We start from the raw sequence: 26,647 nt of genomic DNA, 5'->3' as shown, positions 1-26,647 counted from the left end.
ATGACTGAAATAAGCCCGGCAAAGCTGCCCCGCACCCAATCCAACAACATTCCGCTCGGCATCGCGCTGATGGTTGCCACGACCATGGTCTTTGCCGTGCAGGACGGGTTGTCGCGTTATCTCGCCGAACAATACAACGTCCTGATGGTGGTGATGATCCGCTATTGGTTCTTCGCGGCATTCGTCATCACCATCGCGGCGCGCAAGGCGGGGGGCGTGCGCAGCGCCGCGCATACCGCGCAGCCGCTGGTACAGATCTTCCGCGGGCTGCTGCTGGCTTCGGAGATCTGCGTCATGGTGGTCGCCTTCACCGTGCTCGGGCTGGTCGAGACCCATGCAGTGTTTACCGGCTATCCGCTGCTGGTCGCAGCCCTTTCGGGGCCGGTTTTGGGGGAGAAGGTCGGCTGGCGGCGCTGGTCGGCAATCGGGGTCGGCTTTGTCGGCATTCTCATCATCCTGCGACCCGGCTTCGCCGTGTTCGACCCCGCGGCGGCAATTCCGCTTCTCGCGGCCTTCATGTTCGCGATCTACGGCCTGCTGACCCGCTACGTGGCGCGCCAGGACAGTACCGCAACGAGTTTCTTCTGGACCGGGATCGTCGGCTCCATCGCGATGACCCTTGTCGGTATCTGGTTCTGGGAACCGATGCTCGCTTCGGACTGGCTGTTTATGGGCGCCCTCTGCATCACCGGGGTGACCGGCCATTGGCTGTTGATCCGCTGTTACGAAGTCGCGGAGGCGAGTGCCGTGCAGCCCTTCGCCTATCTGCAGCTGGTCTTCGTCTCGGTCATCGGCATCAGCGTCTTCGGCGAAACGCTGCGCACCAATGTCGCCATCGGTGCGGCGCTGATCGTGGCTGCCGGGCTATTTACCTTTTGGCGCGAACGCGTGAAGCGTTGAGCCGGTCAGCTCTTCGCTGAACGGTACCGGCAACGGGTTGATCCCAAGCCGGGCGCGATAGATCGGCAGGCTTTCGGTCACCCGCATCACGTAGTTCTGCGTCTCGCGGAAAGGGATCATCTCGACCCAGTCGACAATGTCGATCTCGCCTTTGCGCGGATCGCCATATTGGGCCATCCAGCTCGTCGGACGGCTCGGTCCGGCGTTATAGGCGGCTGCCATCATCACCACGTTGCCGACAAAACGCCCGGCCATCTGCGAGAGGTATTTGGCGCCGAGAGTGGCGTTGTATTCGGGATCGGCGGTGAGCCGGTCCGTGCTGTGCAGCGCGCTCACGCCGAGATCGGCAGCCACAGCGCTGGCAGTCGTCGGCATGATCTGCATCAGCCCGCGCGCCCCGACGCCGCTGCGCACCCGGGGATCGAACTCGCTTTCCCGCCTTGCGATCGCGAGGGTCATCTCCGGCGCCATCGGCAGATCGAGCTCGGTGAGCGGATGCAAGGCATAATAGGGGGCCGCGACGGTGAGCCCGCGCTGCGCCGCGCGCTTGCCGATCATCACTGCCAGATGCGGCTGACCGGCATCGATTGCCGCCTGTCCGAGCAGCGCAAGATCCTCCGCCATCAATTGCTCGGCAAGATGGGTCCAGAAGCGCTCGGCCACGTTGAGCTCGCCGGAGGCCTGCAGTAAAAGACCGGCTTCGAACAGCGGTGCCTTGGCAAGCGGCGAGTTGCGCCAATCCCGCGGCGGCGGTGCCCCGGCAAGCGTGTCGTCAAAGGGCAGGCCGCCGCGCTCCGCAGCGAGCAGTCCGTAGAAAGAGCTCTGGTATTGCGCAGCTTGTGCATAGGCCGCGGCGGCATCTGTGGAATTCCCTATCGCTTCGAACGCGCGTCCCTTCCAATAGCCTGCACGACCCTTGCTTATGGGGGATTCCACGGCGTCGTCATGATTGTTGAAATGGCGCAGGGCGGCGGCCGGATCCTGCAGGAAGCGCAGGGCGATATAACCCGAAAGCCATTCCAGATCGGCATAATCCGAACCCGAGGTCAAAAAATGCTGCGACGCGAGACGATATGCCGTGGCGGGATCACCGGAGCGCATCTCGGCGCGGGCCAGCGCCCGTCGGCGGTTGCTCCAGGCGCCGGGCTGGCCAAGTGCTTCGGCCGAGGTGGAACGTGCCAGCAGCAGCGCCTTGGCATCGTCCCGCAGGCCCTTGCGCAGGCGCCATTCAAAACGGTCATGTTGAAGCCCGGCGTCCTCCGCCTTGCTGCCGGGAAGCGCGTTGATCAGATCGTTCACGCCGCTTTCGAGATTCTGCAGGGCGATCCGCGTCTTCGCGAGAGCAATATCCGCTTTGCCAACCAGATCGAACATCTGCCGCGCTTCGCTGTGCTGGCGCTGCCAAAGCATCTCGTCGAGCCGCGCGGCGTGATGCGGCTTCAGCAGATCACCGTGCCGGTCCACGAACCGTGTCTGCGACGCGGCGTTCATCGGCATCGTGCGCCAGGCCAGCACGAGGTTGGCCTGCGCCTCGCCCTCTTCCCCGGTGCGTTGCAGGGCCGTCGCATGAGCCAGCACGGCCTGTGGCGTCTGCGGCGCGACTGCGGCAAAGAAGTCCAGTATTGCGGCATCGTCCTGTTCGATTACCTCCGGCTCGGCGCGTTTGCGCAGGTATTCCTCGCCGGGCCAATCCGGTCGCCGGGCCAGAAACGCCACCACGTCCTGATAGCTGCCACGCCCGGCGCGCAGCCGGTGCCATTCGATCACGTCGGCGGCCGCCGCACCGTCACGAGCGGCGATCTGTCTGGCGGCGGTCCAATTGCCCGAACGCATCGCATCCATCGCCCAGCCGAGCGGGCGGGGTCGCTCCGCAGCGGCAGGCAGGGCCAGCGCAAAAACGAACAGCATAAGGCTCAGGGCGCGTGTCATCACTTGCATTTCCCATCGGTCAGAGGCTAGAGCCATGCAACATATGGTATCGCGCGATGCAATCAAATCATGTTGCGATCCAGATCATTTCATCCAGTCCGGCGCCCCGTCGGCCAGCACATAAGGAGCGTGCACATGTTCAAAGGCTCTATGCCTGCCCTCGTCACGCCGTTTCGGAACGGCGAGCTGGATCTGGATACGCTCAAGAAACTGGTCGAATGGCATATCGGCGAAGGCACCAGCGGCTTCGTGCCCGTGGGAACCACCGGCGAATCGCCGACCCTGTCGCATCGCGAACATGAGATCGTTGTCGAGGAAGTGGTCAAGGCGGTGGCGGGCCGCGCGCCGGTGATCGCGGGGGCCGGGTCGAACAACACGGTCGAGGCGATTCGTCTTGCCCGGCACGCCGAAAAAGTCGGTGCGGACGCATTGCTGGTGGTCACACCCTATTACAACAAGCCCACCCAACGCGGGCTGATCGCGCATTTCACCGCCGTGCATGATTGCTGCGAATTGCCGATCATCATCTACAACATTCCCGGCCGTTCGGTCGTTGACATGAGCCCCGAGACCATGGGCGAACTTGCCAGGCTGGAGCGCATCGTCGGGGTGAAGGACGCCACCGGCGACCTCGCACGGGTCAGCGACCAGCGCATCACCTGCGGCAAGGATTTCATCCAGCTGTCCGGCGAGGATGCCACGGCGCATGGCTTCAACGCGCAGGGCGGCGTGGGTTGTATCTCGGTCACCGCCAATGTCGCGCCCGGGCTGTCGGCCAAGCTGCAGGCGGCCTGTGCCGCGGGCGATTACGCGCAGGCGCTGGAAATCCAGGATCGGCTGATGCCGCTGCACAAGGCGATCTTTGCCGAGCCCGGCCTGGTTGGCGTAAAATACGCCATGTCGCGGCTTGACCTGTGTTCCGAAGAAGTACGCCTGCCGCTTACCGGGCTGTCGGACGAGACCAAGCTGCTGGTCGAGGACGCGATGCGCCACGCCGGGTTGATGAACTGATCCCGATACGGGAAGGCGGGGCCGGTCCCTGCCTTCTCAACGCTTGCCGTAATAGAGCCCGACCACGTGCTCGGCCTCGGCAAAGAACAACCAGCGCGCGGTAAGCACCCCCGTCACATGCGCCAGCACCGCAATCGCTGCCAGCCAGTGGTTGAACGGCAGGAGCAGCAACAGGGCGGGCAGCAGGCACATCAGTACAAGCGCTATGATCCGCAGCTTCAGGCTGTGCTTGCGCCCGATCACATAGACGAATTCCCGCAACAGGTAATTGGTGCCGGTATGCGGCGGCTCAAAGGCGCGGACCTTCCCGATATGTCCGAGCTGCGTGGCGCTGGCGATGTCTGTCCCCGAGGCAGAGAGCGCCCGATCCCCGATGATCCAGGCGCCGAGCTGCAGGGCTGCGGCCAGCAATAGCAACATGATCACGGCAGTGATCTGCCCGGCCAGCAGGGCGCCGCCAGCGATGCTGAGCGACAGGAAGTTGAGCGGCGTCAGCGGGCTGTGCCAGCGCGGCACGGTCTTGAGCTGGGCATAGATCATTGACGTGGTAAAGACGGTGGCGAGCGACAGCAGCGCACCGATCATCCCGAGCGGCCACCAGCGTTGCTCGAAAAACACCAGACCGGCGCCGTAAATCGCCATAGCCAGCAGAGCCAGCACCGCGCACCAGCCTTCGCGTGACAGCCAGCTGGTCTTCCATTGTGTAAAAGCCTTGAGCGCCCGTTTCGGCCGTCCGAGATGGAAGGTCGAGGCGATCAGCCCGCCGACCGCGAGCAGATAGGCGATGACGAAAAAGGCGAGGGCGGTAAGACCCGTGACACCGGGCAGGCCGATGCCGAGCCAGACCAGCAGGCCAAAGCCGAGGCCGGAGAAGCTGCTGAAGAAGATGACGGACGGCGCCGGGTGCATCAGAAACGCTCCAGAGTGCGATCGAGCCAGCCGAGAAAGCCGCGTGGCTGATCTGCCACGGGTGCGAGCAGAGGGGCCAGCACATCGAACTCCGGTCCAGTATCCGGCAATTGGTCCCGCTCCCGGGGAGGGAGGTATTTATTGACCGGGCGAGTGCCCTGTTCCGGCATCAGATCGACGCCGCCGCGGGCGTCGACCAATCGGCTGACCGCGCTGTCAGGATCGCCGAGATCGCCGAAATGCCGCGCCCCGGCGGGGCAGGTCCGCACGCAGGCGGGGATGCGGTCGAGCTCGGGCAGGTTCTCATTGTAGATCCGGTCGACGCAGAGGGTGCATTTCTTCATCACCCCTTCGGCTTGATCCAGCTCGCGGGCACCATAGGGGCAGGCCCAGGCACAGAGGCCGCAGCCGATGCAGTCACTCTCGTTTACCAGCACGATCCCGTCTTCGACCCGTTTGTAGCTCGCACCGGTCGGGCAGACCGTAACGCAGGGCGCGTCTTCGCAATGCAGGCAGGATTTCGGGAAATGGACCAGCTGAGCGGCGCCTGCGTCGGGCTGAATTTCATAGCTGTGCACCCGGTTCAGGAAAGTGCCGGATGGGTCCGCACCGTAGGGCTCCTGATCCGACAAGGGAGCGCCGTAATTCTCGGTGTTCCAGCCTTTGCAGGAGATCACGCAGGCATGACACCCGACGCAGGTGTCGAGGTCGATCACCAGCCCGAGTTTCCTTTCGGTCCTTGCGGGCAATTCAGTCATGGTTGGATCCCCTGCTGCTGGCCGGACCGGGGCGCTGCCCCGGACCCCGAGGTATTTTTGTCCCGAAGAAGCCGGTTCATGAGCGGATTTTCCAAGCGATTTCCCCCGGGCCGGTGCCGACCGGTGAGCTCTGAGGGGAGTAGGACGGCTCCGTTTCCATCGGCGCATCGGCCTTCTCGATCCGGACCTTGAGATCGAACCATGCGGCCTGCCCGGTGATGGGGTCGGAATTGGCCCAGCGAAGACCGTCGCCCTTGGGCGGCAGCAATTCGTGGATCAGGTGGTTGAGCAGAAAACCCCTGGTCGCCTCCGGCGCGTCGGGTCTCAGAGCCCAGGCGCCCTTGCGCTTGCCGATGGCGTTCCAGGTCCAGATGGTATTTTCGTTCAGCGCTGCCATTCCCTTGACCGGCACGATGATCTCGCCATGCGGGGAGGTGACGCGGGCCCAGTCGTCGTCCTTTAGCCCATGTTCACGCATCAGGTTGCTCGGCAGATACAGCGGGTTATGACCGTGGATCTGGCGTAGCCAGGCGTTCTGGCCGCCCCAGGAATGATACATCGCCATCGGGCGTTGGGTCAGCGCGGTGATGTCATAACCCGCGTTGCCCTGTTGGTCGGCTTCATACCAGATCGGCAGCGGCGACATGTGATCCTTGATGCGCTGGCGCAGATGTTCGGGAGGCTGGCGTGTTCCATGGCCTTCGGCGGCAAGCTGAAATTTACGCAGAGGTTCGACGTAGAGCGAGAAGAGGTAGGGCTGGGGGGCGTCGAAGAGGCCCATCTTGACCGCCCAGTCCTGATAGGCGGCGTTCCAGGGTTTGTAGTAATTGGCACCCTCGGGAATATGTTCGACGAAGAAGCCCCCATTGTCGATATAGCGCTGAAGCTGCTCGGGGTGGGCATCGCCACGACCGGATTGATCACCCTGGGGGCCGCGGAAACCGGCGAGCGGGCCGATGCCGGGGCGGCGCATGTGGTTGACGATGTAATCGGCGTAGTCGGCATATTTGGCGCTGCCATCCTCGTTAATGAAACCCGGCAGCTTCAGCCGCGCGCCGAGATCGCAGAGCACCGATTGAAAGCCGCGCACATTCCGGTAGGGCTGCACCACCGGCCAACGGATCGCGTCTGCCGCGGCGTCTGCCTCGCAGATCGGGCGGTCGAGCAGCGAAATGCAATCATGGCGTTCGAGATAGGTCGTGTCAGGCAGGATCAGGTCGGCGAAGGCGACCATTTCCGATGAATAGGCATCGGAGTAGATGATTCGCGGGATCACATAATCGCCGTTTTCATCGGTATCGGTGAGCATCTCCATAACGCCACCGGTGTTCATCGAGGAATTCCACGACATGTTGGCCATGTACATGAACAGCGTGTCGATCTTGTAGGGATCCCCGGCATGGGCGTTGGAGATCACCATATGCATGAGCCCATGGCTCGACATCGGGTTCTCCCAGGTGAAGGCCTTGTCGATCCGGGCCGGGCTTCCGTCGTCTTTCAGGGCCAGATCCTCCGGCCCCTGCACGAAGCCCAGATGCGGGCCGTTCAACGGGCTGCAGGGCGAGCAGGCGGCATGGGGTTTCGGGTGCGCCTTGGCAGGTTTCGGATAGGGCGGTTTGAAGCGGAAGCCACCGGGCACTTCGACGCTGCCGAGGATGATCTGCAGCACATGCAGGGCGCGGCAAGTCTGGAAGCCATTGGCATGGGCCGAAATGCCTCGCATGGCGTGGAAGGAGACCGGGCGGCCGGTCATGCTCCGGTGCTTCTCGCCGCGAAAATCGGTCCATTCATGCGGTAGCTCGAAAGCTTCTTCGAAAGCAACGCGGGCCAGCTCGGCGGCGATGGCACGGATCCGCGTTGCCGTGATGCCGACACGGTCTGCGACGGCTTCGGGAGCGTATTCTTCGTTCAGGTATTTCTCGGCCATCTGATGGAAAACCGGTCGATGGGTCACCCCGGCGGCGCGGTGGGTGGCGGCAAGGTCGGGGCGTATGCCGGGGCTGTCGAAGGCGGCGAGCCTGCCGGTGTTGCGGTCGATGACCAGTTCCTTGCCATTGTCATCGCGCAGGAACAGGCCGAAATCGGGCGACTTTTCATCGCAATTCACCAGCACCGGTGCATCGGTATATTGCGCCAGATAATGCAGGTCGATCTTTCCCGCCTTCATCAGACAGTGGATCATCGACAGGATGAACAGCCCGTCGGTGCCCGGCGTGATCCCGACCCAATCATCGGCGACAGCGTTATAGCCGGTGCGGATCGGGTTGACGCCGATGATCCGCGCACCGCGGGCCTTGAGCTTGCCGATGCCCATCTTGATCGGGTTGCTGTCATGGTCCTCGGCGACGCCGAAGAGCATGAACAGCTTGGTATGGTCCCAGTCGGGTTGCCCGAATTCCCAGAAAGCCCCGCCGATCGTATAGATCCCGGCGGTGGCCATGTTGACCGAGCAGAAGCCACCATGGGCCGCATAATTGGGCGTGCCATAGGCCTGCGCCCATAGGCTGGTGAAGCTCTGGCTCTGGTCGCGGCCGGTGAAGAACGCAAGCTTCGACGGATCGCTCTCGCGGATCGGTGCCAGCCAGTCGGTGGCGATCTTGAGGGCCTCGTCCCAGCTGATCTCCTCGAATTCACCGGAGCCGCGCGCGCCGACCCGTTTGAGCGGCGCGCGCAGCCGCGAAGGCGCGTTGTGCTGCATGATCCCGGCGGAGCCCTTGGCGCAGAGCACGCCCTTGTTGACCGGGTGGTCGCGGTTGCCTTCGATATAGGCGACCTTGCCACCCTTCATGTGCACGTTGATGCCGCAGCGGCAGGCGCACATGTAGCAGGTGGTCTTGCGCAGCTCGTCGGAAACTTTCGGAGAAAGGTCGATCGCGGGCTGCTGCTTCATATGGGCTCCGTTTCGGGTTAGGGGGCGACCTGCAGGGCGGTGACCGCGATCATGTTGGTGACATCCTGCGCCACGCAGCCGCGGGACAGGTCGTTGGCGGGTTTCGCCAGTCCCTGCAGCACCGGGCCGATGGCCTGACAGCCACCGATGCGCTGGGCGATCTTGTAGCCGATATTGCCGGCATCGAGATTGGGAAAGATCATCACGTTGGCATGGCCCGCGACCGGCGAACCCGGTGCCTTGGCGGCGCCGACCTCGGGCACGAAGGCGGCGTCGAATTGCAGCTCGCCCTCGGCGGCAAGATCAGGATGGTCGCGCTGCAGCAGCGCCAGCGCATCCGAGACCTTGGTGACGGCGGCGTGATGCGCGCTGCCCTTGCTCGAAAAGGACAGCAACGCCACTTTCGGCTCGACCTCCAGCAGCTGACGACAGGAGGCCGCGGAGGCGGCGGCAATCGCGGCAAGCTGCGTGGCGTCGGGTTCGATCACCAGGCCACAATCCCCGAAGACCATCGCGTCGCGCCCCGAGGGGTGATTTTGGGGCAGGGCCATCAGGAAGAAGCTCGAAACCAGCGGCGCGGATTTGGCTTTGCCGATGATCTGCAAGGCGGCGCGCACCGTGTCGGAAGTGGTAGCCACCGCGCCGCCAACCGTGCCGTCCGCATGGCCATTGCGCACCATCATCGCGGCGAAGACCAACGGGTCCCGGGCTTGGGTTTTGGCGATATCCTCGCTGATACCCTTATGCTGGCGCAGCGCGTAATAGGTTTGCGCGAATTCCGCTGTCAGAGAGGATGTCTGCGGATCCTCGATGCGCAGCTTTTCGCGGTCGCCCGCCCCGGCATCTGCCAGCGCCCGGCGCAGCTCCGCGTCCGGGCCGACCAGCGTGATCCGGGCAATGCCCGCGTCCAGCGCGGCGAGGGAGCCGGCGATGATCCGCGGATCGGCGCCTTCGCTCATCACGATATGGGCGGGACGGGCGCTGGCGCGTTGCCGCAATGCCTGCAAAACGCTCATGATCTGCTCATCCGGAAGTCTGCGTCTTTCATATTGAAATCTGTACCTGTTTTCTTGGCGCACGTCGCCACTTAAAATCTGCCGCCGCCCGGTGTCCTGGAGTTTTTACGGTACGGCCAAGGCGCAGGCTAAGCTGTCGCGCTTGTATGTGATAGGTCCAGAGGGGACTGCAGGATAATTCCAGATATTGGCCGGGTGCAGCGGCTGAGCCGGGTTCTGGACAAAAAAAGACCCCGCGCGTGGCGGGGCCTTTTTTCGTCTCGGTATTTGCGAAAAACTTATGGGCAAGCTGCGGTGTAGCGCTGGCCTGCGGAGTTCTGGTAGACGCACTGACCCGAAGAGGTGCGGCCGAGGTAATTACCGGCCGCGGCACCTGCGGCACCACCGACGAGCGCGCCGACAACCTTGTCGTCACCGCCGGAGACGGCAGCACCGGCAGCCGCGCCCAGGGCTGCACCCGTGAGGGCGCCTTGGTTCGGGTTCGTGGTGTCACAGGCTGCGAGACCGGCGATCATCGGAATGGCGATAAGAAACTTTTTCATGAGATACTCCCGTTTAGCTAAGTTGATAACGCGGGGAATCCGAGCCTTGTTCCCACGTTGGTGACGGATTTGCGAAAAACTGCCGCTTATTGATATTCCAGGGCAAGAATTCACCTGTCATGTTCGGGCAAGACATTGGTGTCCATAAAGAAAGGCACCGCCGGGTCAAGGGCGGTGCCTCAATGCGCGCGGCAAGCGCGGTTTTATGCCGAGGCGAAGACCCGGCCGAGCGCGTTGTCCACCGCCGTAACGATCTCATCAATGTCGCTCTTGGTGGCAATCAGCGCCGGGGAGAAGCACAGCGTGTTGTTCTTGCCGGGCAATGAGCGGTTGGTAGCGCCGATGATTACGCCTTGGGTCATGCAGTCACCGACCACCGCCTGCACCAGCTTTTCGGAAACCGGCGCACGGCTGTCCCGGTCCTCGACCAGTTCGGCGCCGAGGAACAGACCCTTGCCGCGGACGTCGCCGATGACCTTGTGCTTGTCTGCCAGCTCACCGAGTTGCCCGAGCATGTATTCTCCCATCAGGGTGGTATTCTCGAGCAGGTTTTCCTCCTCGATGATGCGCATGTTCTCGATCCCCGCCGTGGGGCCGGCAGTGCAGCCCCCAAAGGTCGAGATATCGCGGAAATAGTTCATCGGATCGCTGGCGTCGTCCTTGAACATGTCGAACACCGCTTCGGTCGTCACCAGACATGCAATCGCAGCATAGCCCGAGGCAACGCCCTTCGCCATGGTCACCATGTCGGGCTCGATGCCGTAGTGCTGATACCCGAACCATGTCCCGGTGCGCCCGACGCCGCAGACCACCTCGTCGATATGCAGCAGCACGTCGTATTTGCGGCAAATCTCCTGCACCCGCTGCCAATAGCCGTCGGGCGGGGTGATGACGCCACCGCCAGCGGTCACCGGCTCGAGGCAGAGCGCGCCGACCGTGTCGGGGCCCTCGGCGAGGATCACCTTCTCGATCTGATCGGCGGCCCAGATACCGTAGTTCTCCTGCGGCGCGCCGTCCTGTTCGAAGGCGCGGTACTCAAGGCAATGCGGCACCCGCACGAAGCCTTCGGTGAAGGGGCCGTATTGCGCATTGCGCTCGTCCTGACCGCCGGCCGACAGGCAGGAGATGGTGGTGCCGTGATAGTCGCGGTCGCGGTAAAGTACCTTGTGCTTCTTGCCGCCGTACCGCTTGTGGGCAATCTGGCGGACCATCTTGAAGCCCTTCTCGTTGGCCTCGGAACCGGAGTTGCAATAATAGACCCGGGACATGCCCGGCATCTTTTCGATCAATTTCTCTGCGAAATGCGAGCCGGGGATCGATCCGGCGGAACCGGCGAAATAATTGAGCTTGATGAGCTGGTCACGCACCGCGTTGGCGATGCTCTCGCGGCCATAGCCGACGTTGACGGTCCAGACCCCACCGGAGACCGCGTCCAGGTGTTCCTTGCCCTTCTGGTCCCAGACCCGCATGCCCTTGCCTTCGACAATGATCCGCGGATCGGTGGTCTCGTAGGGTTTATGCTGGCTCAGGTGATGCCAGATATGCGCGCGGTCGGCCTCGACAACGCGGGAAATGTCATTTTCGTTGAAGTTGCCGTCCATGGGTCAGACCTTTCGCTTGCGGGATGCCGGTTAATGCGCGGAAATTATGACTTCCGCAGGATAACACCATAGTCTGTGTCACGCTGTGCGCGATCTATAGCGCCAGTTCTTGGGGATGTATTAGTCCAGATGGTCCGTCGCAATTCCGTTCCGCAGGTCCAAGAGCACATGAATTTGGCGCGAAAGACCCGCGTTGGTTGGCTCTCAGCTTCGCGGGACGACTCACTGCTCTACGGCGCAATGGGGCAGGGTCGCTGACGCAAAAAAAGTCGTTGATTCGATGACCCAAATCGGCTCCGATCAGGGGAAGCCGGGCGATTTGAGCATATGATCCGGCAGTTTGGCGGGCAGTCCGCAAAAAACACAAGAGCCGCAGTCCAGCTGTGGTCATAGGGAGAATATTGATGAACGTGAAAAAGACGCTGAAAGGCGCTGTGGCTTCGGCTGCGTTGATTGTGTCGGGCCAGATGGCGCTGGCCCAGTCCGGAGACGAGGTCACCGTTGCCTATTTCCTCGAATGGCCGATGCCGTTCCAATATGCCAAGGTCCAGGGCACCTACGAGGAGGAGATGGGCACCAAGATCAACTGGGTGAGCTTTGATTCCGGCACGGCGATGAGCGCCGCCATGGCGTCGGGCGATGTACAGATCGCCGTCAGTCAGGGTGTGCCGCCCTTCGTGGTCGCGACCTCGGCGGGTCAGGATATCCAGATCGTCGATATCGCCGTCTCCTATTCGGAGAATGACAATTGCGTGGTCAATTCGGCGCTGGAGATCGACAAGGATTCCGCATCCGAGCTGTCCGGCAAGAAGGTCGCCGTTCCGCTCGGCACGGCGGCGCATTACGGGTTCCTCCGCCAGATGGAGCATTTCGGCGTCGATCTCGCCAGCATGGAGGTCGTCGACATGGCTCCGGCAGAGGGCGCGGCAGCGTTGAGCCAGGGTTCCGTGGATATGGCTTGTGGCTGGGGCGGCGCGCTCCGTCGGATGAAGGAATCCGGCAATGTCCTGCTGACCGGGTCGGAAAAGGAAGAGCTCGGGATTCTGGTCTTTGACGTGACCTCGGCACCGGCGTCCTTCGTTGCCGAGAATGGCGATCTCGTGGCCAAGTTCCTGAAGGTGACGGCCGACGCGAACGAGATGTGGAATTCCGGCGAGCACAAGGAAGAGATGCTGCCGGTACTGGCCAAGGATGCCGGGATGGACGAGGCGGCGACCGAGGAAACGCTCGCGACCTTCGAGTTCCCGAGCATCGATGAACAGCTCAGCGAGAAATGGCTGGGCGGCGGCAGTCAGAAATTCATGGACGGTGTGGCGCAGGTCTTCGTCGATGCCGGCTCGATCGATTCGGCGCTCGACAGCTATGAGGGCACGGTCAACATCGGTCCGTTGCAAGCCGCACAGGGCATGTAACCTGCGCTGTGACGGTCCCGGCAAGGCAGCGCCGGGGCCGTGTTCTTCGCGGGCGGTATACATGCTCTGCCCGCTCTCCAGCCATTCGCGGTGGAGACTTTCCACCGCAAGCGCCCTGCGGGGCTGAAAAGCAGGAACATGACCGGATTATCTATCGACAAGCTCTCGATGCGATTCGATTTGCCCAATGGCAGCTCGGTGCAGGCTCTCAAGGATGTCTCGCTCGACCTCAAGGAGGGCGAATTGCTCAGCGTGCTGGGCCCGTCAGGCTGCGGCAAGACCACATTGCTCAACATCGTGGCAGGATTTCTGGCGCCGACCGAAGGCCGCATGTTGCTGAACGGTCACGAGATCAAGGGCCCGGACGCGGAACGCGGCATGGTGTTTCAGCAAGGCGCGCTGTTCGAATGGATGTCGGTGCGGGAGAACGTCGGTTTCGGCCCTTCGATGAAGGGGATGGCGAAACAGCAGAAGGCCGAGATCGTCGATCATCTGCTCGACGTGGTAGGCCTGCAGGATTTCAAGGAAAAGGCGGTTTACGAGCTGTCGGGCGGGATGCAGCAGCGTGTGGCGCTGGCGCGGTGTCTGGCCAATGACCCGGATGTGATCCTGATGGACGAGCCTTTGGGCGCGCTCGACGCGCTGACCCGCGAGAAGATGCAAAGCCTCGTGCTCAAGCTCTGGAAGGAGACCGGCAAGACCATCATCCTCATCACCCATTCGGTCGAGGAAGCGCTGCTGCTCGGGGAGCGGCTGATCGTGATGGCACCTAGGCCGGGGCGTATTCACAAGGAATATCGGCTGCCCTTTGCCGAGCTCGGAGTGGGGCAGGACCTGCGGGAGGTCAAGAAACATCCCGATTTCGCGGTGAAGCGGGAAGAGATCCTCTCGATGATCTGGGACATGGAAGAAGAGATCATGGGACGTACGGAGACCGCCGCATGATCATCCTGCTGATCTATATCGTGATCTTCACCGTCTCGTTCTTCCTGGTGACGAAACTGGTGCATCACGCCACCCGGGATTACACTTCGCTGAAAACCGTGACCTTCGGCGATGAAAGCGCGGTGCGGCCGAATCGCGTGGCCGGGGTGATCTCGATACTGACGATTTTCCTGCTCTGGGGCGCATTCACCGGCTCCAAACTGCTGCCCGGCTTTCTGCATGCGCCCGGCCCATTTGCGGGGGAGACGAGCTTCACCTATGTAGCGGAGGCCGAGGACGGCAGCCGGGACGATGCGGTTGTCTCGCTCGTCGTGCATCCGCGGGACACGGAGCCGGAACTCGCCGAAGTCGCACCGGGCGACGGTTTCGCCAAGAACGATGCTGCCAAGGTGGCGCAGTGGCGCAATATCCTGATCCCTTTCGACCGAAACGACGAGATCAAGAAGAAGGACGGCGCCCGGATCGTCGAGATCAACGGGCAGCCTGTGTCGCCGGGCGACAGCATCGCCATCGAAGGCGGCAGGGTGACCCTGTCCGACAAGGGCACACCGAATTTCGAGCCGACCCGCGGCTGGCAGATGGAACCGCTCTATCTGCCCGCTCCCGAGGCGGTCTGGAGCCGAATGCTGAAAATCGCCGACGAAGGCTTTCGAAATACCACGTTGCTCGGCCATCTTGGCTGGTCGCTGTTCCGGGTCATCGCCGGGTTCATCTGCGGTGCGCTTGTCGGTATTCCGCTGGGCTATGCCATGGGGCTGAGCAACTGGTTCCGCGGCTGGTTCGATCCGATCGTCGAATTCATGCGCCCGGTGCCGCCCCTGGCGCTGATTCCGCTGGTGATCATCTGGGCCGGCATCGGCGAGACAGGCAAGATCATCCTGCTGTTCCTCGCGGCCCTGTGGATCATGGCGATCGCAGCGCGTTCGGGCGTTTCAGGGGTGAAGATCTCGAAAGTGCATGCAGCCTATTCGCTGGGCGCGAGCAAGTGGCAGATCATGCGTCACGTTATCATCCCCAATTCGCTGCCGGAGATCTTCACCGGCGCGCGGGTGGCGATGGGCGTGTGCTGGGGAACCGTGGTGGCGGCCGAGCTCGTCGCGGCCGAGAAGGGGGCCGGCATGATGATCATGGTGGCCTCGAAATTCCAGAACACCGATATCGTGATCATGGGGATTATCCTGATCGGGATCATCGGCTTTGGCATCGACATGTTGATGCGCTGGGCCGAACGCGTGCTGGTGCCGTGGAAGGGCAAGGGCTGAACGCGGGCGGAGATTCTCGAATGCCGCGGTCATCGAAAAATGGGACCAACGAAAAACGCCGGGGTGTCGCCCCGGCGTTTGCTCATTTCGGTTTGAAACCCGGTTTGCCCCGGCGCGGCGCGGCATCGCCACCCTTCGGCTTGTTTCCCGGTTTGCCGATCTTGTTAGGCGGCGTGAACCGTTTGGAGGTATCGGCCGCACGATCATAGGATTTCGCCGCCGGCTTGCCGCCTTGTGGTTTCTTAGCCTGCGGTTTGCGCGGCGCCTCGCCTGCTGGCTTGTCCTTATTCCAGACGGCCTTTGCCTTTGGCGTGGTGGCTGTGCCCGGGTCTGATTTCGGCTTGGGTTTGGCGCCGGGTTTCATCGGGCTGCGCTCGGTCTTGTGCGATTTCGGCGGCCGTTCGCCCTTCGGCGCGCGCGGTTTTTCGAACGGCTTCTCGAAAGTCTTGTCGGTGCGCGGTTTGCGCGGGGCGCTGACCTCGGCCATGGGCGCTTCGGCCGGGGCGGCGCGCGGTTTGCGCGGCGCGCTCGGCGCATCAGGGTCATAGGCGGGGCGCGGGGCACGATCCGGGCGCGGGCCGGGCTTGCCGCCGGGTTTAGGTCCACGCTTGCCGCCCGGCTTCGGACCGCGTGCGAGGTCGGGCGCGGAATCGAGCCTGGTGATCACGGCACCGTCCTCGCCCTTCATGTCGGGACCGAGCGCCGCGACGAACCGGTCCGCCGAGGAGGCGAGGATTTCGACGAAGCTGTGGCTCGGCTGCACGCGGATCGCGCCGATGTCGTCCTTGGTCAGATCGCCCAGGCGGCAGAGCATCGGCAGAAGCGTGCGCGGTTCGGCCCCGTCATTGCGGCCCGAAGACACCGAAAACCAGACCGACGGGCCAAAGTTGCCGCGTGGCTTCTCATCAGCCGGAGCGCCCGGCTCGGCCAGTTCCTCGGGCGCCGATGCCCGCGCGCGGTAGAGGTTGACGAAAGCGGTGGCGAGCTGTTCGGGGCTGAATGTCTCGACTAGGTTGGCAACGAAACCGGTCGCATCATCAGGGGCCGGATCGCTCCAGGCCGGATCGGCAAGCAGGCGTTTTTCGTCCTCGGCGTTGACCTCGGCGGCCGAGGGCGGTGCCGCCCATTCGGCCTTGAGCTTGGCCCAGCCGAGCAGGCGATTGGCCTTGGTGCGCATCTTCGGCGGTACGATCAGCGCCGAAACGCCCTTGCGCCCGGCGCGTCCGGTGCGGCCTGACCGGTGCAGCAGCGTGTCGGAATTGCTCGGCAGGTCGGCGTGGATCACCAGCTCGAGATTGGGCAGGTCGATGCCGCGTGCCGCCACATCTGTGGCGATACAGACACGGGCTCGGCCATCGCGCAGCGCCTGCAGCGCGTTTGTACGCTCCGATTGGGTCAGCTCGCCCGACAGCGCCACGACCGAGAAGCCGCGATTTGTGAACCGCGTGGTCAGGCGCGCCACAGCGGCGCGGGTGTTGCAGAAGACGATGGCGTTCTTGGCCTCATAGAAGCGCAGCACGTTGATGATCGCGTTCTCGGTGTCGCGCGGATGCACGTTGAGGGCGCGATACTCGATGTCGCTGTGCTGCTTGGTCTCGCCGACGGTGGTGATACGCTGCGCGTCGCGCTGGTAGGATTGCGCGAGCTTGGCGATTGCCGCGGGCACGGTGGCGGAGAACAGCAGGGTGCGGCGTTCTTCGGGTGCTTCGGAGAGGATGAACTCAAGGTCTTCGCGGAAGCCGAGGTCGAGCATCTCGTCGGCCTCGTCGAGCACCACGGCGCGAATCGACGTCAGATCGATATTGCCGCGTTTGATGTGATCACAAAGGCGCCCCGGCGTGGCGACGACCACATGCGCTCCCCGGTCCAGCGCACGTCGTTCGGTGCGGCTGTCCATGCCGCCGACGCAGGTGGTGACCACGGCCCCGGCCTTGCCATAGAGCCAGGTCAGCTCGCGGCTGACCTGCATTGCCAGTTCCCGCGTCGGTGCGATGATCAGCGCCAGCGGCGCGCCTGCCGCGTCAAACCGCTCGGCACCGTCGAGCAGGGTTGGCGCGATGGCGAGGCCGAAACCGACGGTCTTGCCCGATCCCGTCTGGGCGGAGACCAGCAGATCGGACTCCTCGAGCGCGGGATCGGTGACCGCCTGTTGCACGGCGGTGAGGGTGTCATAGCCTTGTTGGGCAAGCGCATCGGCTATCGTCTGGATCACGGGTTCTGTCCTGTTCTGGTAAATGCCGCGGAACGCGGAAGCGGGGTGCAGTGGCACGCCTTGGTTGCGCGCTCGGTAAGGGGTTGTGGCGCAAATGTACATGGGGTCATCGATAAATGCGATTTCGTGGTGAAAATCGGCCTTTCGAGGGTGATTCTGCGTTCCGGGCGAGGAAACGGGCGGTTGCTTGATCCGGTGTGAGATTTGTTCCGGCTGGGGATATGTCGGATTCCATAAATATTCGCGCAGGCTTGCCGCGGACTCCTGATGTGGAGCAAAGAGACTCGCCTTAAGACCTCTTTTCAGCTAGAACAAAAAGTGAACATATGGAGGGATGCAGGATGGTCGATTCCCCTTTTGGACAGGTGATTACCCTGTCGCGCAAACGCTTTGTCCAGGATTTGCCCCGGCCGGGCGCGGCCGATGCGGTGCTGCGCGACGTGCTGAGCGGCGGGCCCTTCGATGCGGCGGTGAGCGGATTCGTTCTGGCCTGCCTGCCCGACAGCGCAGCCCCGGTGCTCTGGGTGCAGGACCGCATGTCGCGCCGCGAGAACGGGCGGCTCTATGGCGCGGCCTTGCCCGGCTTCGGCTTCAAGGGCAAGCTGCTCCGGGTCGAGGTGAGCCATCCGCGCGATGTGCTCTGGGCGATGGAGGAGGGCGCGGCCTGTGGCGGGCTGGCGGCGGCGGTGGGCGAAATCCACGGCGCACCGGAGGTGCTGAGCTTTACCGCCACCAAGCGGCTGGCGTTGCGGGCCGAGGCATCGGAAGTGCCGATCTGGCTGATTCGCTCGGGCGATCCCGGTACCCTCAGCGCGGCGCGCGAGCGCTGGCGGGTCGCCTCCTTTCCCTCGGGGCCGCATCCCTACAATGCGCAGGCCCCGGGGGCCCCTCTCTGGGAAGCGGAGCTGTTTCGGGCGCGGGGACGTGCCCCCGGTCTCTGGACGGCCAGCCATGACCCCGACGCGCGAAAAGCTGAGGATCGTCTCCGTCTGGTTTCCCGATCTGGCGATGGATCGCTGGCGGCGGAGCACGATGCAACAGCGGAGCTTGCCGGATGACGCGGTGCCGGTGGTTCTGGCCGATACAGGCAGTCATGGGCCGGTGGTCCATGCGCTGAACAAGACGGCGCAGGAGCGCGGTATCGAACCTGGCGCGCGGATCGTCGATGTACAGGCGATCCATCCCGATCTGCATGTCGAACCCGCCGACCCGCGTGGCGATCAGGTCTTGGTGGAGCGTGTTGCTCTCTGGGCGCGGCGCTGGTGCCCCTGGACGGTGCGCGACGGTCACGACGGCATCGTGATGGATGTGACCGGGGCGGCGCATCTCTTCGGCGGCGAAGCGGCGCTGCTGCGCGACATCGCGCTGCGGTTCAGGATGCAGGGGCTGAACACCCGGCTGGCGCTGGCGCCGACCCGCGGGGCGGCACAGATGCTGGCGCGGTTCGGACCGGGCAATTGCATTTGCGGGCCGCAGGATCTCGCGGAATATCTGGCGCCCCTGCCGGTGGTGGCCCTGCGCCTCGCGCCGGACACGGTGCGGTTGTTGCAGCGGCTCGGGCTGAAGACCATCGCGGCGCTGCGCGAGGTGCCGCGGGTGGCCTTGATGCGGCGTTTCGGCAAGCTGGCGGAGGAGCGCAACCCGCTGGTCCTGCTGGACCGCGCCACGGGCCGCGTGGCCGATCCGCTCAATGCGCCGCCGGACGAACGGCGCTGGCTGGCGCGCTCCCGATTGCCCGAGCCGGTGATCGACCCGGTGCCGCATCTGACCAGGCTGACCGAGGATCTCTGCCTGCAGCTCTCGCGGGCCGAACAGGGGGCACGGCTGCTGCGGCTGATCATCTACCGGGTCGATGGCGAATGGCGCAGCCGCGAGGCCGCCACCGCGCAGGCGAGCCGCGATCCGGCGCATATGCTGAGGCTGTTGAGCGGCAAGATCGAGGGGATCGACCCCGGTTTCGGTTTCGATTTGCTGACCCTGGAGGCGCTGCGGGTGGAGCCGCTGGGGCTGCAGCAGGACCAGCTCGACGGCTGTCGGGACGCAGGGCGGGACGTGGCGGCGCTGCTCGACCGGCTGAGCGCGCGGCTGGGCCCGGGGAAGATCACCTGGTCGGGCTGGCGCGAAAGCCATCTGCCCGAGCGGCTGGAACATCAGCGCGCGGCGCTGACCCATGTGCCGCAGGACGCGCCGGAACTGCTGCGCGAACGGCCCCTGCGCCTGCTCGAACCGGCGGAGGAGATCGCGGTGCTCTATGCCGTGCCCGAAGGTCCGCCTGCGCGGTTTCGCTGGCGGCGGGTTGCCTATCTCACCACCCGCCACGAGGGGCCGGAGCGGATTGCGCCCGAATGGTGGCACGATCGGCCCGGCACCCGGCTGCGCGATTATTACAAGGTCGAGGTCGGCGATGGGCGGCGCTTCTGGATCTATCGCGAGGGAATTCTGGGCGATGGACGCGGTGGCGATCCGCGCTGGTTTTTGCATGGGATGTTTGGCTGAATGCCGGAACAGGAAAGACATAAGCGCCGCCGTCTGGCGCAGGATGACCCGTTTCACTGGCATGGCCCCGGCCCCTATGTGGAGCTCGGGCTGGCCAGTTGCTTCTCGTTCCTGCGGGCTGCCTCGGATGCGGTGGACCTGACGGCGACGGCCAATCTGCTGGGCTATCATGCCATCGGCATTGCCGATCACAACACGCTCGCGGGGGTGGTGCGGGTGCATAGCGAGGCACAGACCGCCAAGGTCCGTCCGCTGATCGGCTGCCGTCTGGTGTTGATGTGCGGCGCCGAGCTGCTGGCCTATCCGAAAGACCGCGCTGCCTATGCCCGGCTCTCGACGCTGCTGTCGAAAGGCAAGATGGCGGATGTGGATGGCGGATGGCAGCAGAAGGGCGAAACTCATCTGACGCTGGAAATGCTGGCGCAGCAGGCGCAGGGGCTGCAACTGATCGTGATGCCGGGCGAGCGGCTGGATCTCTTCGAGGCGGGACTGCCGCGGCTGGTGCGCGCGCTGCCCATGCTGCGCCATGTCGGGGCGGTGTATCGCTATCGCGGCGATGACGTGGCGCGGATCAACCGGCTTGATGCGATCGCGCGGGCGCATGGGTTGGGGATACTGGCAAGCAATGACGTGCTCTATCACGCGCCGCAGCGCCGCCCGCTGCAGGATGTGATGACCTGTATCCGCGCGGGCACCACGATCGACAAGGCCGGGTTTCTGCTTGAGGCCAATGCCGAACGCCATCTGAAATCCCCCGCCGAAATGTGCCGGTTGTTCAGCCAATGGCCCCATGCCATCGCGGCGACACGGGAAGTGGCGGATGCCTGCGTTTTCAGCCTGGATGACCTGAAATACGAATACCCCCATGAGATCGTTCCCGAGGGTCGCAGCGCCCAGGAAGAATTGGAGCGGCTGACCTGGGAAGGCGCGGCGCGGCGCTATTCCGGCGGGGTGTCGGAAGATATCCGCAGGACCATCGAGAAGGAATTCGCGCTGATCCGTTCCAAGAAGATCGCGCGTTATTTCCTGACCATCAATGACATCGTGCGTTTCGCGCGGCAGGAGGCGGTGCCGCCGATCCTCTGTCAGGGGCGCGGCTCGGCAGCGAATTCGGCGGTGTGTTTCTGTCTCGGCATCACCAGCGTCGATCCGGCCGAGCATGACGTGCTGTTCGAGCGGTTCCTCAGCGAGGAACGCGACGAGCCGCCCGATATCGACGTCGATTTCGAACATGAGCGCCGCGAGGAGGTGATCCAGTACATGTATGCCAAATACGGACGCGAGCGGGCTGGGCTCTGCGCCACGGTGATCCATTACCGCCCGCGCTCGGCGATCCGTGAGGTCGGCAAGGCGATGGGGTTGAGCGAGGACGTGACCAGCAAGCTCGCCAGCACGGTCTGGGGCAGCTACGAACCGGAGGTCGGTGACGACCGGGTCAGGGAGGCGGGAATGGATCTGTCTGATCCTTATCTGCGCCGGATCATTGCCCTGGCCCGCGAGATGACCGGGATGCCCCGGCATCTGAGCCAGCATGTCGGCGGTTTCATCCTGACCGAACGACCGCTGACCGAGATCGTGCCGATCGGCAATGGCGCCATGCCGGAACGGTCCTTCATCGAGTGGGACAAGGATGACATTGATGCGCTGGGCATTTTCAAGGTCGATATCCTGGCGCTGGGGATGCTGACCTGCATCGCCAAATGCTTCAATCTGATCCGGGCGCATTATGGCGAGGATCATGATCTCGCCAGCATCCCGGCGGATGACGTGGCGACCTATGACATGCTCTGCGCGGGCGATTCGCTGGGGGTGTTCCAGGTCGAGAGCCGCGCACAGATGGCGATGCTGCCGAAGCTGCGGCCGCGGTGCTTTTACGATCTGGTGATCGAGGTGGCGATCGTGCGGCCCGGTCCGATCCAGGGCGACATGGTGCATCCGTTCCTGCGGCGGCGGCAGCGTCTGGAAGGGGTGAGCTACCCGGCACCGGGGCCGGAACATCCGCAGGATGAATTGCTCAGGATACTCGGGCGCACGCTGGGGGTGCCGATCTTTCAGGAACAGGCAATGAAGATCGCCCTCGATGCGGCGAAGTTTTCCCCGACGGAGGCCAACCAGCTGCGCAAGGCGATGGCGACCTTCCGTTCGCGCGGGCAGATCGAGACCCTGCAGCAGAAGATGGTCGGACGGATGACCGACCGCGGCTATGATCCGGAATTCGCGCAGCGCTGTTTCGACCAGATCAAGGGGTTCGGCGAATATGGTTTCCCCGAGAGCCACGCCGCAAGTTTCGCCAAGCTGGTCTATGTGTCGAGCTGGATGAAATGCCACTATCCGGCGGCCTTCGCCTGCGCCCTGCTCAACAGCCAGCCGATGGGGTTTTACGCACCCGCCCAGATCGTGCGGGATGCGCGCGACCACGGGGTCGAGATCCGCGGGGTCGATGTGAATTTCTCCGACTGGGATTGCACGCTGGAACCCTGCGAAAGCGGTTTCGCGCTGCGGCTGGGGCTGCGGCAGATCGACGGGATGCGCGAACCGGCGGGGGCGCGGATCATGGCGGCGCGGGATGTGCCCTTTGTCGATATCGAGGATCTGAAGGCCCAGGCGCGGCTTGACCGCGGCACACTGGGACGTCTGGCGGCCGGGGATGCGATGCGCAGCATGGGGCTCGACCGGCGTCAGGCGCTCTGGCAGGCCGAGGCGCTGAAGGATGCGCCGGACCTGCCGATCTTTGCCCATGCGGAATCGGGCGACGAGGGAGCCGAGCCTGCGGTCAGCCTGCCGGACATGCCGCAGGCCGAACATGTGGGGGCGGATTATCAGACCCTGCGATTGTCGCTGAAGGCGCATCCCATGAGCTTTTTCCGTGCCAGTCTGCGCGGGCAGGGTTTCATCTGCACCGATCAGTTGCCGGGGTTGGCGCATGGCGCGAAGGTCTCGATTGCCGGGCTGGTGCTTGTCCGTCAGAAACCGGGTTCGGCCAAGGGTGTCTGCTTCATCACGCTCGAGGATGAGGCCGGGGTGGCCAATCTGGTGATCTGGCCGCAGATGTTCGAACAGAACCGTGCCACGATCATGGCCGGAAGGCTGCTGGTGGTGCATGGCAGGGTGCAGAGCGATGGTCAGGTCATCCACGTGGTCGCCGACCGGCTGGAGAACCGCAGTTCACGGTTGCAGGCCCTCGCGGAGGGGGAATTGCCGGAGCTGACCAGCCGCGGCGATCATCCGACCCATCCGATCGTCGGTCAGGTCAGCGCCCGCAAACATCCCAGAGACGAGCGGGTGATACCCAAATCGCGCGATTTTCATTAGAAGAGCTCTGCGTTAGCTGGTAGCGCGGAGCCGCGACGGTGTCGCCAAGGCTAATTTGAGGGAATGAGGGACGCTGTCCCTCAAACTCCCTGAGGTATTTGACGTCAGAAGAAGCTGTGAAAGGGTAATGTGGAGCAGAATAGCACGCCTTTGACGCGGGATCTGGTGTTGGTCGGGGGCGGGCATGCTCATGCGCTGGTGCTGCGTCGCTGGGGGATGAACCCGCTGCCCGGTGCGCGGTTGACCCTGATCAACCCCGGCGCGACGGCCCCCTATACCGGCATGCTGCCCGGCCATGTGGCCGGGCATTACGGCCGCGATGAGCTGGAGATCGATCTCGTGCGGCTCTGTCGTTTTGCCGGGGCGCGGCTGGTTCTCGACCGGGCGACCGGGATCGACCGGATACGGCGCGAGATCCGTCTCGCCGGGCGGGAGCCTCTGGCCTATGATGTGGCATCAATCGACATCGGGATCACCGCGCGGATGGACCTGCCGGGTTTTGCCGAACACGCGGTCGCGGCCAAACCGCTGGATGTCTTCGCGGCGCGCTGGCGGGAATTCCTGGCAGCGGTGGCCGATGGTACGACAGCGCCACAGGTCGCGGTGATCGGCGGAGGGGTTGCCGGATGCGAGCTGGCGCTGGCGATGGCCCATGCGCTGCAGCAGACCGGGGCACAACCGCAGGTAAGCGTGATCGAGGCCGGATCGCAATTGTCGGGTTTCAGTCCCCGGGGTCGGGCGCGGATCATGCATGCGCTGGCGCGGCAGAATATCGATCTCTGTCTCGAGGCGCAGGTGATCCGGATCGAGGCCGGGCGGGTGATACTGCGCAACCGGGCGCCGGTGCGGGCGGCGCTCAGTGTTGGCGCGGCGGGAGCCTTCGCGCATCCGTGGATCGCGCAGAGCGACCTGCCCCAGGAGGACGGGTTCATCACCATTGACCGGGACCTGGGTGTGGTCGGCGACAAGGCATTGTTCGCGGTCGGGGATTGTGCGCGAATGCCCTTCGCGCCGCGGCCCAAGGCCGGGGTATTTGCGGTGCGCGCAGCGCCGGTGCTGCATGACAACCTGCGCGTCGCGCTGCGCGGCGGAGGCCGCCGGGCGTTCCGTCCGCAGAAACATTATCTGAAGCTGATCTCCCTGGGCAACAAGAGCGCGGTGGCGGAGAAATACGGGCTGGCGGTTTCGGGCCCGTTGCTATGGCGCTGGAAAGACCGGATCGACCGTAAGTTCATGGAAAAATTCGCCGACCTCCCGGTAATGCCGCCACCGCCACTGCCCCGCGCCGCGGCCCTGGGGGTGCGCGGGATGCTGGAGGCCAAGCCGCTTTGTGGCGGCTGTGGCGCCAAGGTGGGCGGCGGTGTGCTGGATGAGGCGCTCGGCGCGCTTGGCCCGCGCCAGGGGGCGGTGGTGACCGGTGTCGGGGATGACGCGGCGGTGCTGCGTCAGGATGACGGAAGTTTTCAGGTGATCAGCACTGATCATCTCAGGGCGATGATCGAGGATCACGCTCAGATGGCGCGGATCGCGGCGGTGCATGCGCTGGGCGATGTCTTTGCCATGGGCGCGCGCCCGCAGGTGGCGCTGGCCAGCCTGATATTGCCGCGCATGGCGCCGGAACTACAGGCGCGCAGCCTTGGCGAGGTGACGCGGGCGGCGGAGGCGGTTTTCGCTGCGATCGGCGCGCAGCTGGTTGGCGGGCATACCACCATGGGTGCGGAATGGACGATCGGCTTCACCGTAACGGGGCAGCGGGACTGCATGCCAATCACTGTGGCAGGGGCGCAGCCGGGTGATCTGCTGGTGCTGACGCGGCCGATCGGCTCGGGTGTGATCATGGCGGGCCATATGGCAGGCTCGGCGCCCGGCCCGGCAGTGGTGGCCGCGCTGGCGCAGATGGAGCGACCGCAGGACCGCGAGGCGGCTCTGCTCGCCAAGGCGCATGCGATGACCGATGTCACCGGCTTCGGGCTCGCGGGGCATGTGCAGGCGATCTGCCGGGCGTCGGGCCTGGGTGCCACGCTCTGGCTTGACAAGATCCCGGTCTATGAGGTGGCGCGGGCATTGTCGGGGCAGGGGGTCGGCTCGGTGCTGCTTAACAGCAACCGGGAGAATGCACCGACCAGCGGGCGCGACGAACCCTTGTTGCACGATCCGCAAACCGCTGGGGGGCTGCTGGCCAGCTTGCCCGAAGTCGCGGCGAATGACGCCGTTGCCGCTTTGCAGGCCGAAGGGCTGAACGGCTGGATCATCGGGCGAATGGTGGAAAGGTCGGGCGCGATCGAGGTCAGGTAAGCTCCGCACAGAGGCGTTCGGCCGTCGCCGCCAGGCTGGACTCGGAGAGATCCTGCAGCGCGAGCCGCCGCAGCGGGGCGGCGGCGCGGGCAGCGGATTTCTGATAGGTCGGATCATAATGTCGCGCGATCAGACCTTCGGCCAGCTGACGCCAGTTTCCCGCCATCGCCTGATGCTGCCAGCTCTCGATCTGCTCGGCGCTGTGAAACGGGCGCAGCTTTTCGATCTGTGCGCTCAGCAGGGCATGGTCCTCCGTCAGATCCTCATAGGCGCGGCAGAGAAATTTGGCGCGGGCGGACAGCGGTGCCGCGATCTCGACGCGAGGTGCCGCGCCCATCATTGACCAAAGCGCGGGCGGGATGATACGCGCGCCGATCTTGCTGCTTTCGGCCTCGACAAAGGTCATGCGCGCGGGATTGAGCGCTCCGAGCGCGGTGATCAGCCGGGTCTCGAACATTTTCTGAGCGGGCTGCCCTTCGGGGCGCGCGCCGAACAGCGAACCGCGATGTTGAGCCAGCCCTTCGAGATCGAGCACTTGCGCCCCGATGCTGTGCAGATGATCCAGCAGCCGGGTCTTGGCGGTGCCGGTGCCGCCGCCGATCAGGGTGATCCGATGGGGGAGCATCGTGTCATAGAGCGTCGCGACCACCAGCCGACGGTAGGACCGGTAGCCACCTTTCAGCAGGTTCACCCGCCAGCCGACCTGATCGAGAATCGTCGCGAAAGAGCCCGACCTCTGACCGCCGCGCCAGCAATAGATCAGCGGCTGCCAATCGCCGGACTTGTCGGCGAGCGGTCCCTGCAGGTGGCGCGCGGTGTTCCGGGCCACCAACGCGGCGCCGATCTTGCGGGCGGTGAACGGGCTGTTTTGGGTATAGATCGTCCCGACCTCGGCGCGCTCGCTGTCCGAAAGCACCGGCAGATTGACCGCACCGGGCAGGTGATCCTCGGCGAATTCCGCCGGGGCGCGTACGTCGATGATCGTGTCGACGGTCAATGCGGCGAGATCGGAAAAGGAAGTGAGCGTGAGCGGTGTCATCGAAGGCCCCTGACAGGAATGCCCCCTTCTAACCGCTCAGGCGCGAGCGTCCAGTGTCGCGACACCCGCGGGCAAAGGCCGGATGCGACAGGTATCGCAAAATGCATTCTAAGGGGAA

18 protein-coding genes are annotated in these 26,647 nt (G+C 64.2%); 9 read left to right on the top strand and 9 right to left on the bottom strand.

What is annotated here, in order from left to right; genetic code table 11:
• Positions 1-900 carry a DMT family transporter gene (locus tag ACFSUD_RS01670; RefSeq protein WP_386370831.1) on the top strand — a complete coding sequence of 300 codons (900 nt, stop codon included), beginning with the start codon at positions 1-3 and terminating at the stop codon, positions 898-900.
• On the opposite strand, the gene ACFSUD_RS01665 is transcribed toward ACFSUD_RS01670, so the two are convergent.
• Positions 865-2,838: a lytic transglycosylase domain-containing protein gene (locus ACFSUD_RS01665; RefSeq protein ID WP_386370829.1), complete on the bottom strand. Its 1,974-nt coding sequence runs from the start codon at positions 2,836-2,838 to the stop codon at positions 865-867. The two genes, ACFSUD_RS01670 and ACFSUD_RS01665, sit on opposite strands and share 36 nt — an antisense overlap.
• 126 nt (positions 2,839-2,964) lie before the next feature.
• Between ACFSUD_RS01665 and dapA the strand changes: the two genes are divergently transcribed.
• On the top strand, positions 2,965-3,840 hold the full coding sequence (dapA, locus tag ACFSUD_RS01660; RefSeq protein WP_386370827.1) for a 4-hydroxy-tetrahydrodipicolinate synthase: 876 nt from the start codon (positions 2,965-2,967) through the stop codon (positions 3,838-3,840).
• A gap of 36 nt (positions 3,841-3,876) precedes the next feature.
• On the opposite strand, the gene ACFSUD_RS01655 is transcribed toward dapA, so the two are convergent.
• The 6 genes from ACFSUD_RS01655 to ACFSUD_RS01630 form a co-directional block, all read right to left on the bottom strand.
• Complete coding sequence (locus tag ACFSUD_RS01655; protein ID WP_386370825.1) at positions 3,877-4,749, bottom strand: dimethyl sulfoxide reductase anchor subunit family protein; 873 nt, start codon at positions 4,747-4,749, stop codon at positions 3,877-3,879.
• Positions 4,749-5,507, bottom strand: a complete 759-nt coding sequence (locus ACFSUD_RS01650; protein WP_386370823.1) for a 4Fe-4S dicluster domain-containing protein — start codon at positions 5,505-5,507, stop codon at positions 4,749-4,751. The genes ACFSUD_RS01655 and ACFSUD_RS01650 overlap by 1 nt, the downstream gene beginning before the upstream one ends.
• Before the next feature lie 76 nt (positions 5,508-5,583).
• Complete coding sequence (locus tag ACFSUD_RS01645) at positions 5,584-8,397, bottom strand: molybdopterin oxidoreductase family protein (RefSeq protein WP_386370821.1); 2,814 nt, start codon at positions 8,395-8,397, stop codon at positions 5,584-5,586.
• A gap of 17 nt (positions 8,398-8,414) precedes the next feature.
• Complete coding sequence (gene pta, locus ACFSUD_RS01640; protein WP_386370819.1) at positions 8,415-9,413, bottom strand: phosphate acetyltransferase; 999 nt, start codon at positions 9,411-9,413, stop codon at positions 8,415-8,417.
• A 278-nt stretch (positions 9,414-9,691) separates the two neighbouring features.
• The gene (locus tag ACFSUD_RS01635) at positions 9,692-9,955 is read right to left on the bottom strand and encodes a YMGG-like glycine zipper-containing protein (protein WP_386370817.1); all 264 of its coding nucleotides are present in this window, start codon (positions 9,953-9,955) and stop codon (positions 9,692-9,694) included.
• A 203-nt stretch (positions 9,956-10,158) separates the two neighbouring features.
• Positions 10,159-11,556, bottom strand: coding sequence for an aminotransferase family protein (locus ACFSUD_RS01630; protein WP_386370815.1), 1,398 nt, complete (start codon positions 11,554-11,556; stop codon positions 10,159-10,161).
• Positions 11,557-11,960: 404 nt separating this feature from the next.
• Between ACFSUD_RS01630 and ACFSUD_RS01625 the strand changes: the two genes are divergently transcribed.
• The 3 genes from ACFSUD_RS01625 (at position 11,961) to ACFSUD_RS01615 (ending at position 15,175) form a co-directional block, all read left to right on the top strand.
• Complete coding sequence (locus tag ACFSUD_RS01625) at positions 11,961-12,968, top strand: taurine ABC transporter substrate-binding protein (RefSeq protein ID WP_386370813.1); 1,008 nt, start codon at positions 11,961-11,963, stop codon at positions 12,966-12,968.
• Positions 12,969-13,106: 138 nt separating this feature from the next.
• The gene (locus tag ACFSUD_RS01620) at positions 13,107-13,913 is read left to right on the top strand and encodes a taurine ABC transporter ATP-binding protein (protein ID WP_386370811.1); all 807 of its coding nucleotides are present in this window, start codon (positions 13,107-13,109) and stop codon (positions 13,911-13,913) included.
• Positions 13,910-15,175 (top strand): ABC transporter permease, encoded by a 1,266-nt coding sequence (locus tag ACFSUD_RS01615; RefSeq protein WP_386370809.1) that lies wholly within the window; start codon positions 13,910-13,912, stop codon positions 15,173-15,175. The genes ACFSUD_RS01620 and ACFSUD_RS01615 overlap by 4 nt, the downstream gene beginning before the upstream one ends.
• A gap of 82 nt (positions 15,176-15,257) precedes the next feature.
• Here ACFSUD_RS01615 and ACFSUD_RS01610 read toward each other — a convergent pair whose 3' ends face one another.
• Complete coding sequence (locus ACFSUD_RS01610) at positions 15,258-17,387, bottom strand: DEAD/DEAH box helicase (protein WP_386370807.1); 2,130 nt, start codon at positions 17,385-17,387, stop codon at positions 15,258-15,260.
• A 341-nt stretch (positions 17,388-17,728) separates the two neighbouring features.
• Between ACFSUD_RS01610 and ACFSUD_RS01605 the strand changes: the two genes are divergently transcribed.
• The 4 genes from ACFSUD_RS01605 to selD all read left to right on the top strand — a co-directional run bounded on the left by ACFSUD_RS01605 (position 17,729) and on the right by selD (position 25,490).
• Positions 17,729-18,445 carry a hypothetical protein gene (locus ACFSUD_RS01605; protein ID WP_386370805.1) on the top strand — a complete coding sequence of 239 codons (717 nt, stop codon included), beginning with the start codon at positions 17,729-17,731 and terminating at the stop codon, positions 18,443-18,445.
• Positions 18,339-19,883 carry a Y-family DNA polymerase gene (locus ACFSUD_RS01600; RefSeq protein WP_386370803.1) on the top strand — a complete coding sequence of 515 codons (1,545 nt, stop codon included), beginning with the start codon at positions 18,339-18,341 and terminating at the stop codon, positions 19,881-19,883. The genes ACFSUD_RS01605 and ACFSUD_RS01600 overlap by 107 nt, the downstream gene beginning before the upstream one ends.
• On the top strand, positions 19,884-23,195 hold the full coding sequence (locus ACFSUD_RS01595; RefSeq protein ID WP_386370801.1) for an error-prone DNA polymerase: 3,312 nt from the start codon (positions 19,884-19,886) through the stop codon (positions 23,193-23,195).
• 129 nt (positions 23,196-23,324) lie between these two features.
• Positions 23,325-25,490, top strand: a complete 2,166-nt coding sequence (gene selD, locus ACFSUD_RS01590) for a selenide, water dikinase SelD (RefSeq protein WP_386370799.1) — start codon at positions 23,325-23,327, stop codon at positions 25,488-25,490.
• Here the strand turns inward: selD and mnmH are convergent.
• Positions 25,483-26,529 (bottom strand): tRNA 2-selenouridine(34) synthase MnmH, encoded by a 1,047-nt coding sequence (gene mnmH / locus ACFSUD_RS01585; RefSeq protein WP_386370797.1) that lies wholly within the window; start codon positions 26,527-26,529, stop codon positions 25,483-25,485. The two genes, selD and mnmH, sit on opposite strands and share 8 nt — an antisense overlap.
• Between the last annotated feature and the right edge of the window lie 118 nt (positions 26,530-26,647).

It is taken from the genome of Sulfitobacter aestuarii, assembly GCF_042685005.1.
Lineage (GTDB): Bacteria > Pseudomonadota > Alphaproteobacteria > Rhodobacterales > Rhodobacteraceae > Sulfitobacter > Sulfitobacter aestuarii.
This window is presented reverse-complemented; position numbering and strand designations above follow the sequence as displayed.

What these genes read in the sequence shown, in the direction of transcription:
- pta (WP_386370819.1), bottom strand. Translation starts at nt 9,413, where the DNA reads ATGAGCGTTTTGCAGGCATTGCGGCAACGCGCCAGCGCCCGTCCCGCC.
- ACFSUD_RS01615 (WP_386370809.1), top strand. Translation starts at nt 13,910, where the DNA reads ATGATCATCCTGCTGATCTATATCGTGATCTTCACCGTCTCGTTCTTC.
- ACFSUD_RS01625 (WP_386370813.1), top strand. Translation starts at nt 11,961, where the DNA reads ATGAACGTGAAAAAGACGCTGAAAGGCGCTGTGGCTTCGGCTGCGTTG.
- dapA (WP_386370827.1), top strand. Translation starts at nt 2,965, where the DNA reads ATGTTCAAAGGCTCTATGCCTGCCCTCGTCACGCCGTTTCGGAACGGC.
- mnmH (WP_386370797.1), bottom strand. Translation starts at nt 26,529, where the DNA reads ATGACACCGCTCACGCTCACTTCCTTTTCCGATCTCGCCGCATTGACC.
- ACFSUD_RS01595 (WP_386370801.1), top strand. Translation starts at nt 19,884, where the DNA reads ATGCCGGAACAGGAAAGACATAAGCGCCGCCGTCTGGCGCAGGATGAC.
- ACFSUD_RS01665 (WP_386370829.1), bottom strand. Translation starts at nt 2,838, where the DNA reads ATGCAAGTGATGACACGCGCCCTGAGCCTTATGCTGTTCGTTTTTGCG.
- ACFSUD_RS01620 (WP_386370811.1), top strand. Translation starts at nt 13,107, where the DNA reads ATGACCGGATTATCTATCGACAAGCTCTCGATGCGATTCGATTTGCCC.
- ACFSUD_RS01605 (WP_386370805.1), top strand. Translation starts at nt 17,729, where the DNA reads ATGGTCGATTCCCCTTTTGGACAGGTGATTACCCTGTCGCGCAAACGC.
- ACFSUD_RS01630 (WP_386370815.1), bottom strand. Translation starts at nt 11,556, where the DNA reads ATGGACGGCAACTTCAACGAAAATGACATTTCCCGCGTTGTCGAGGCC.
- ACFSUD_RS01635 (WP_386370817.1), bottom strand. Translation starts at nt 9,955, where the DNA reads ATGAAAAAGTTTCTTATCGCCATTCCGATGATCGCCGGTCTCGCAGCC.
- ACFSUD_RS01650 (WP_386370823.1), bottom strand. Translation starts at nt 5,507, where the DNA reads ATGACTGAATTGCCCGCAAGGACCGAAAGGAAACTCGGGCTGGTGATC.
- ACFSUD_RS01670 (WP_386370831.1), top strand. Translation starts at nt 1, where the DNA reads ATGACTGAAATAAGCCCGGCAAAGCTGCCCCGCACCCAATCCAACAAC.
- ACFSUD_RS01600 (WP_386370803.1), top strand. Translation starts at nt 18,339, where the DNA reads ATGACCCCGACGCGCGAAAAGCTGAGGATCGTCTCCGTCTGGTTTCCC.
- ACFSUD_RS01645 (WP_386370821.1), bottom strand. Translation starts at nt 8,397, where the DNA reads ATGAAGCAGCAGCCCGCGATCGACCTTTCTCCGAAAGTTTCCGACGAG.
- ACFSUD_RS01655 (WP_386370825.1), bottom strand. Translation starts at nt 4,749, where the DNA reads ATGCACCCGGCGCCGTCCGTCATCTTCTTCAGCAGCTTCTCCGGCCTC.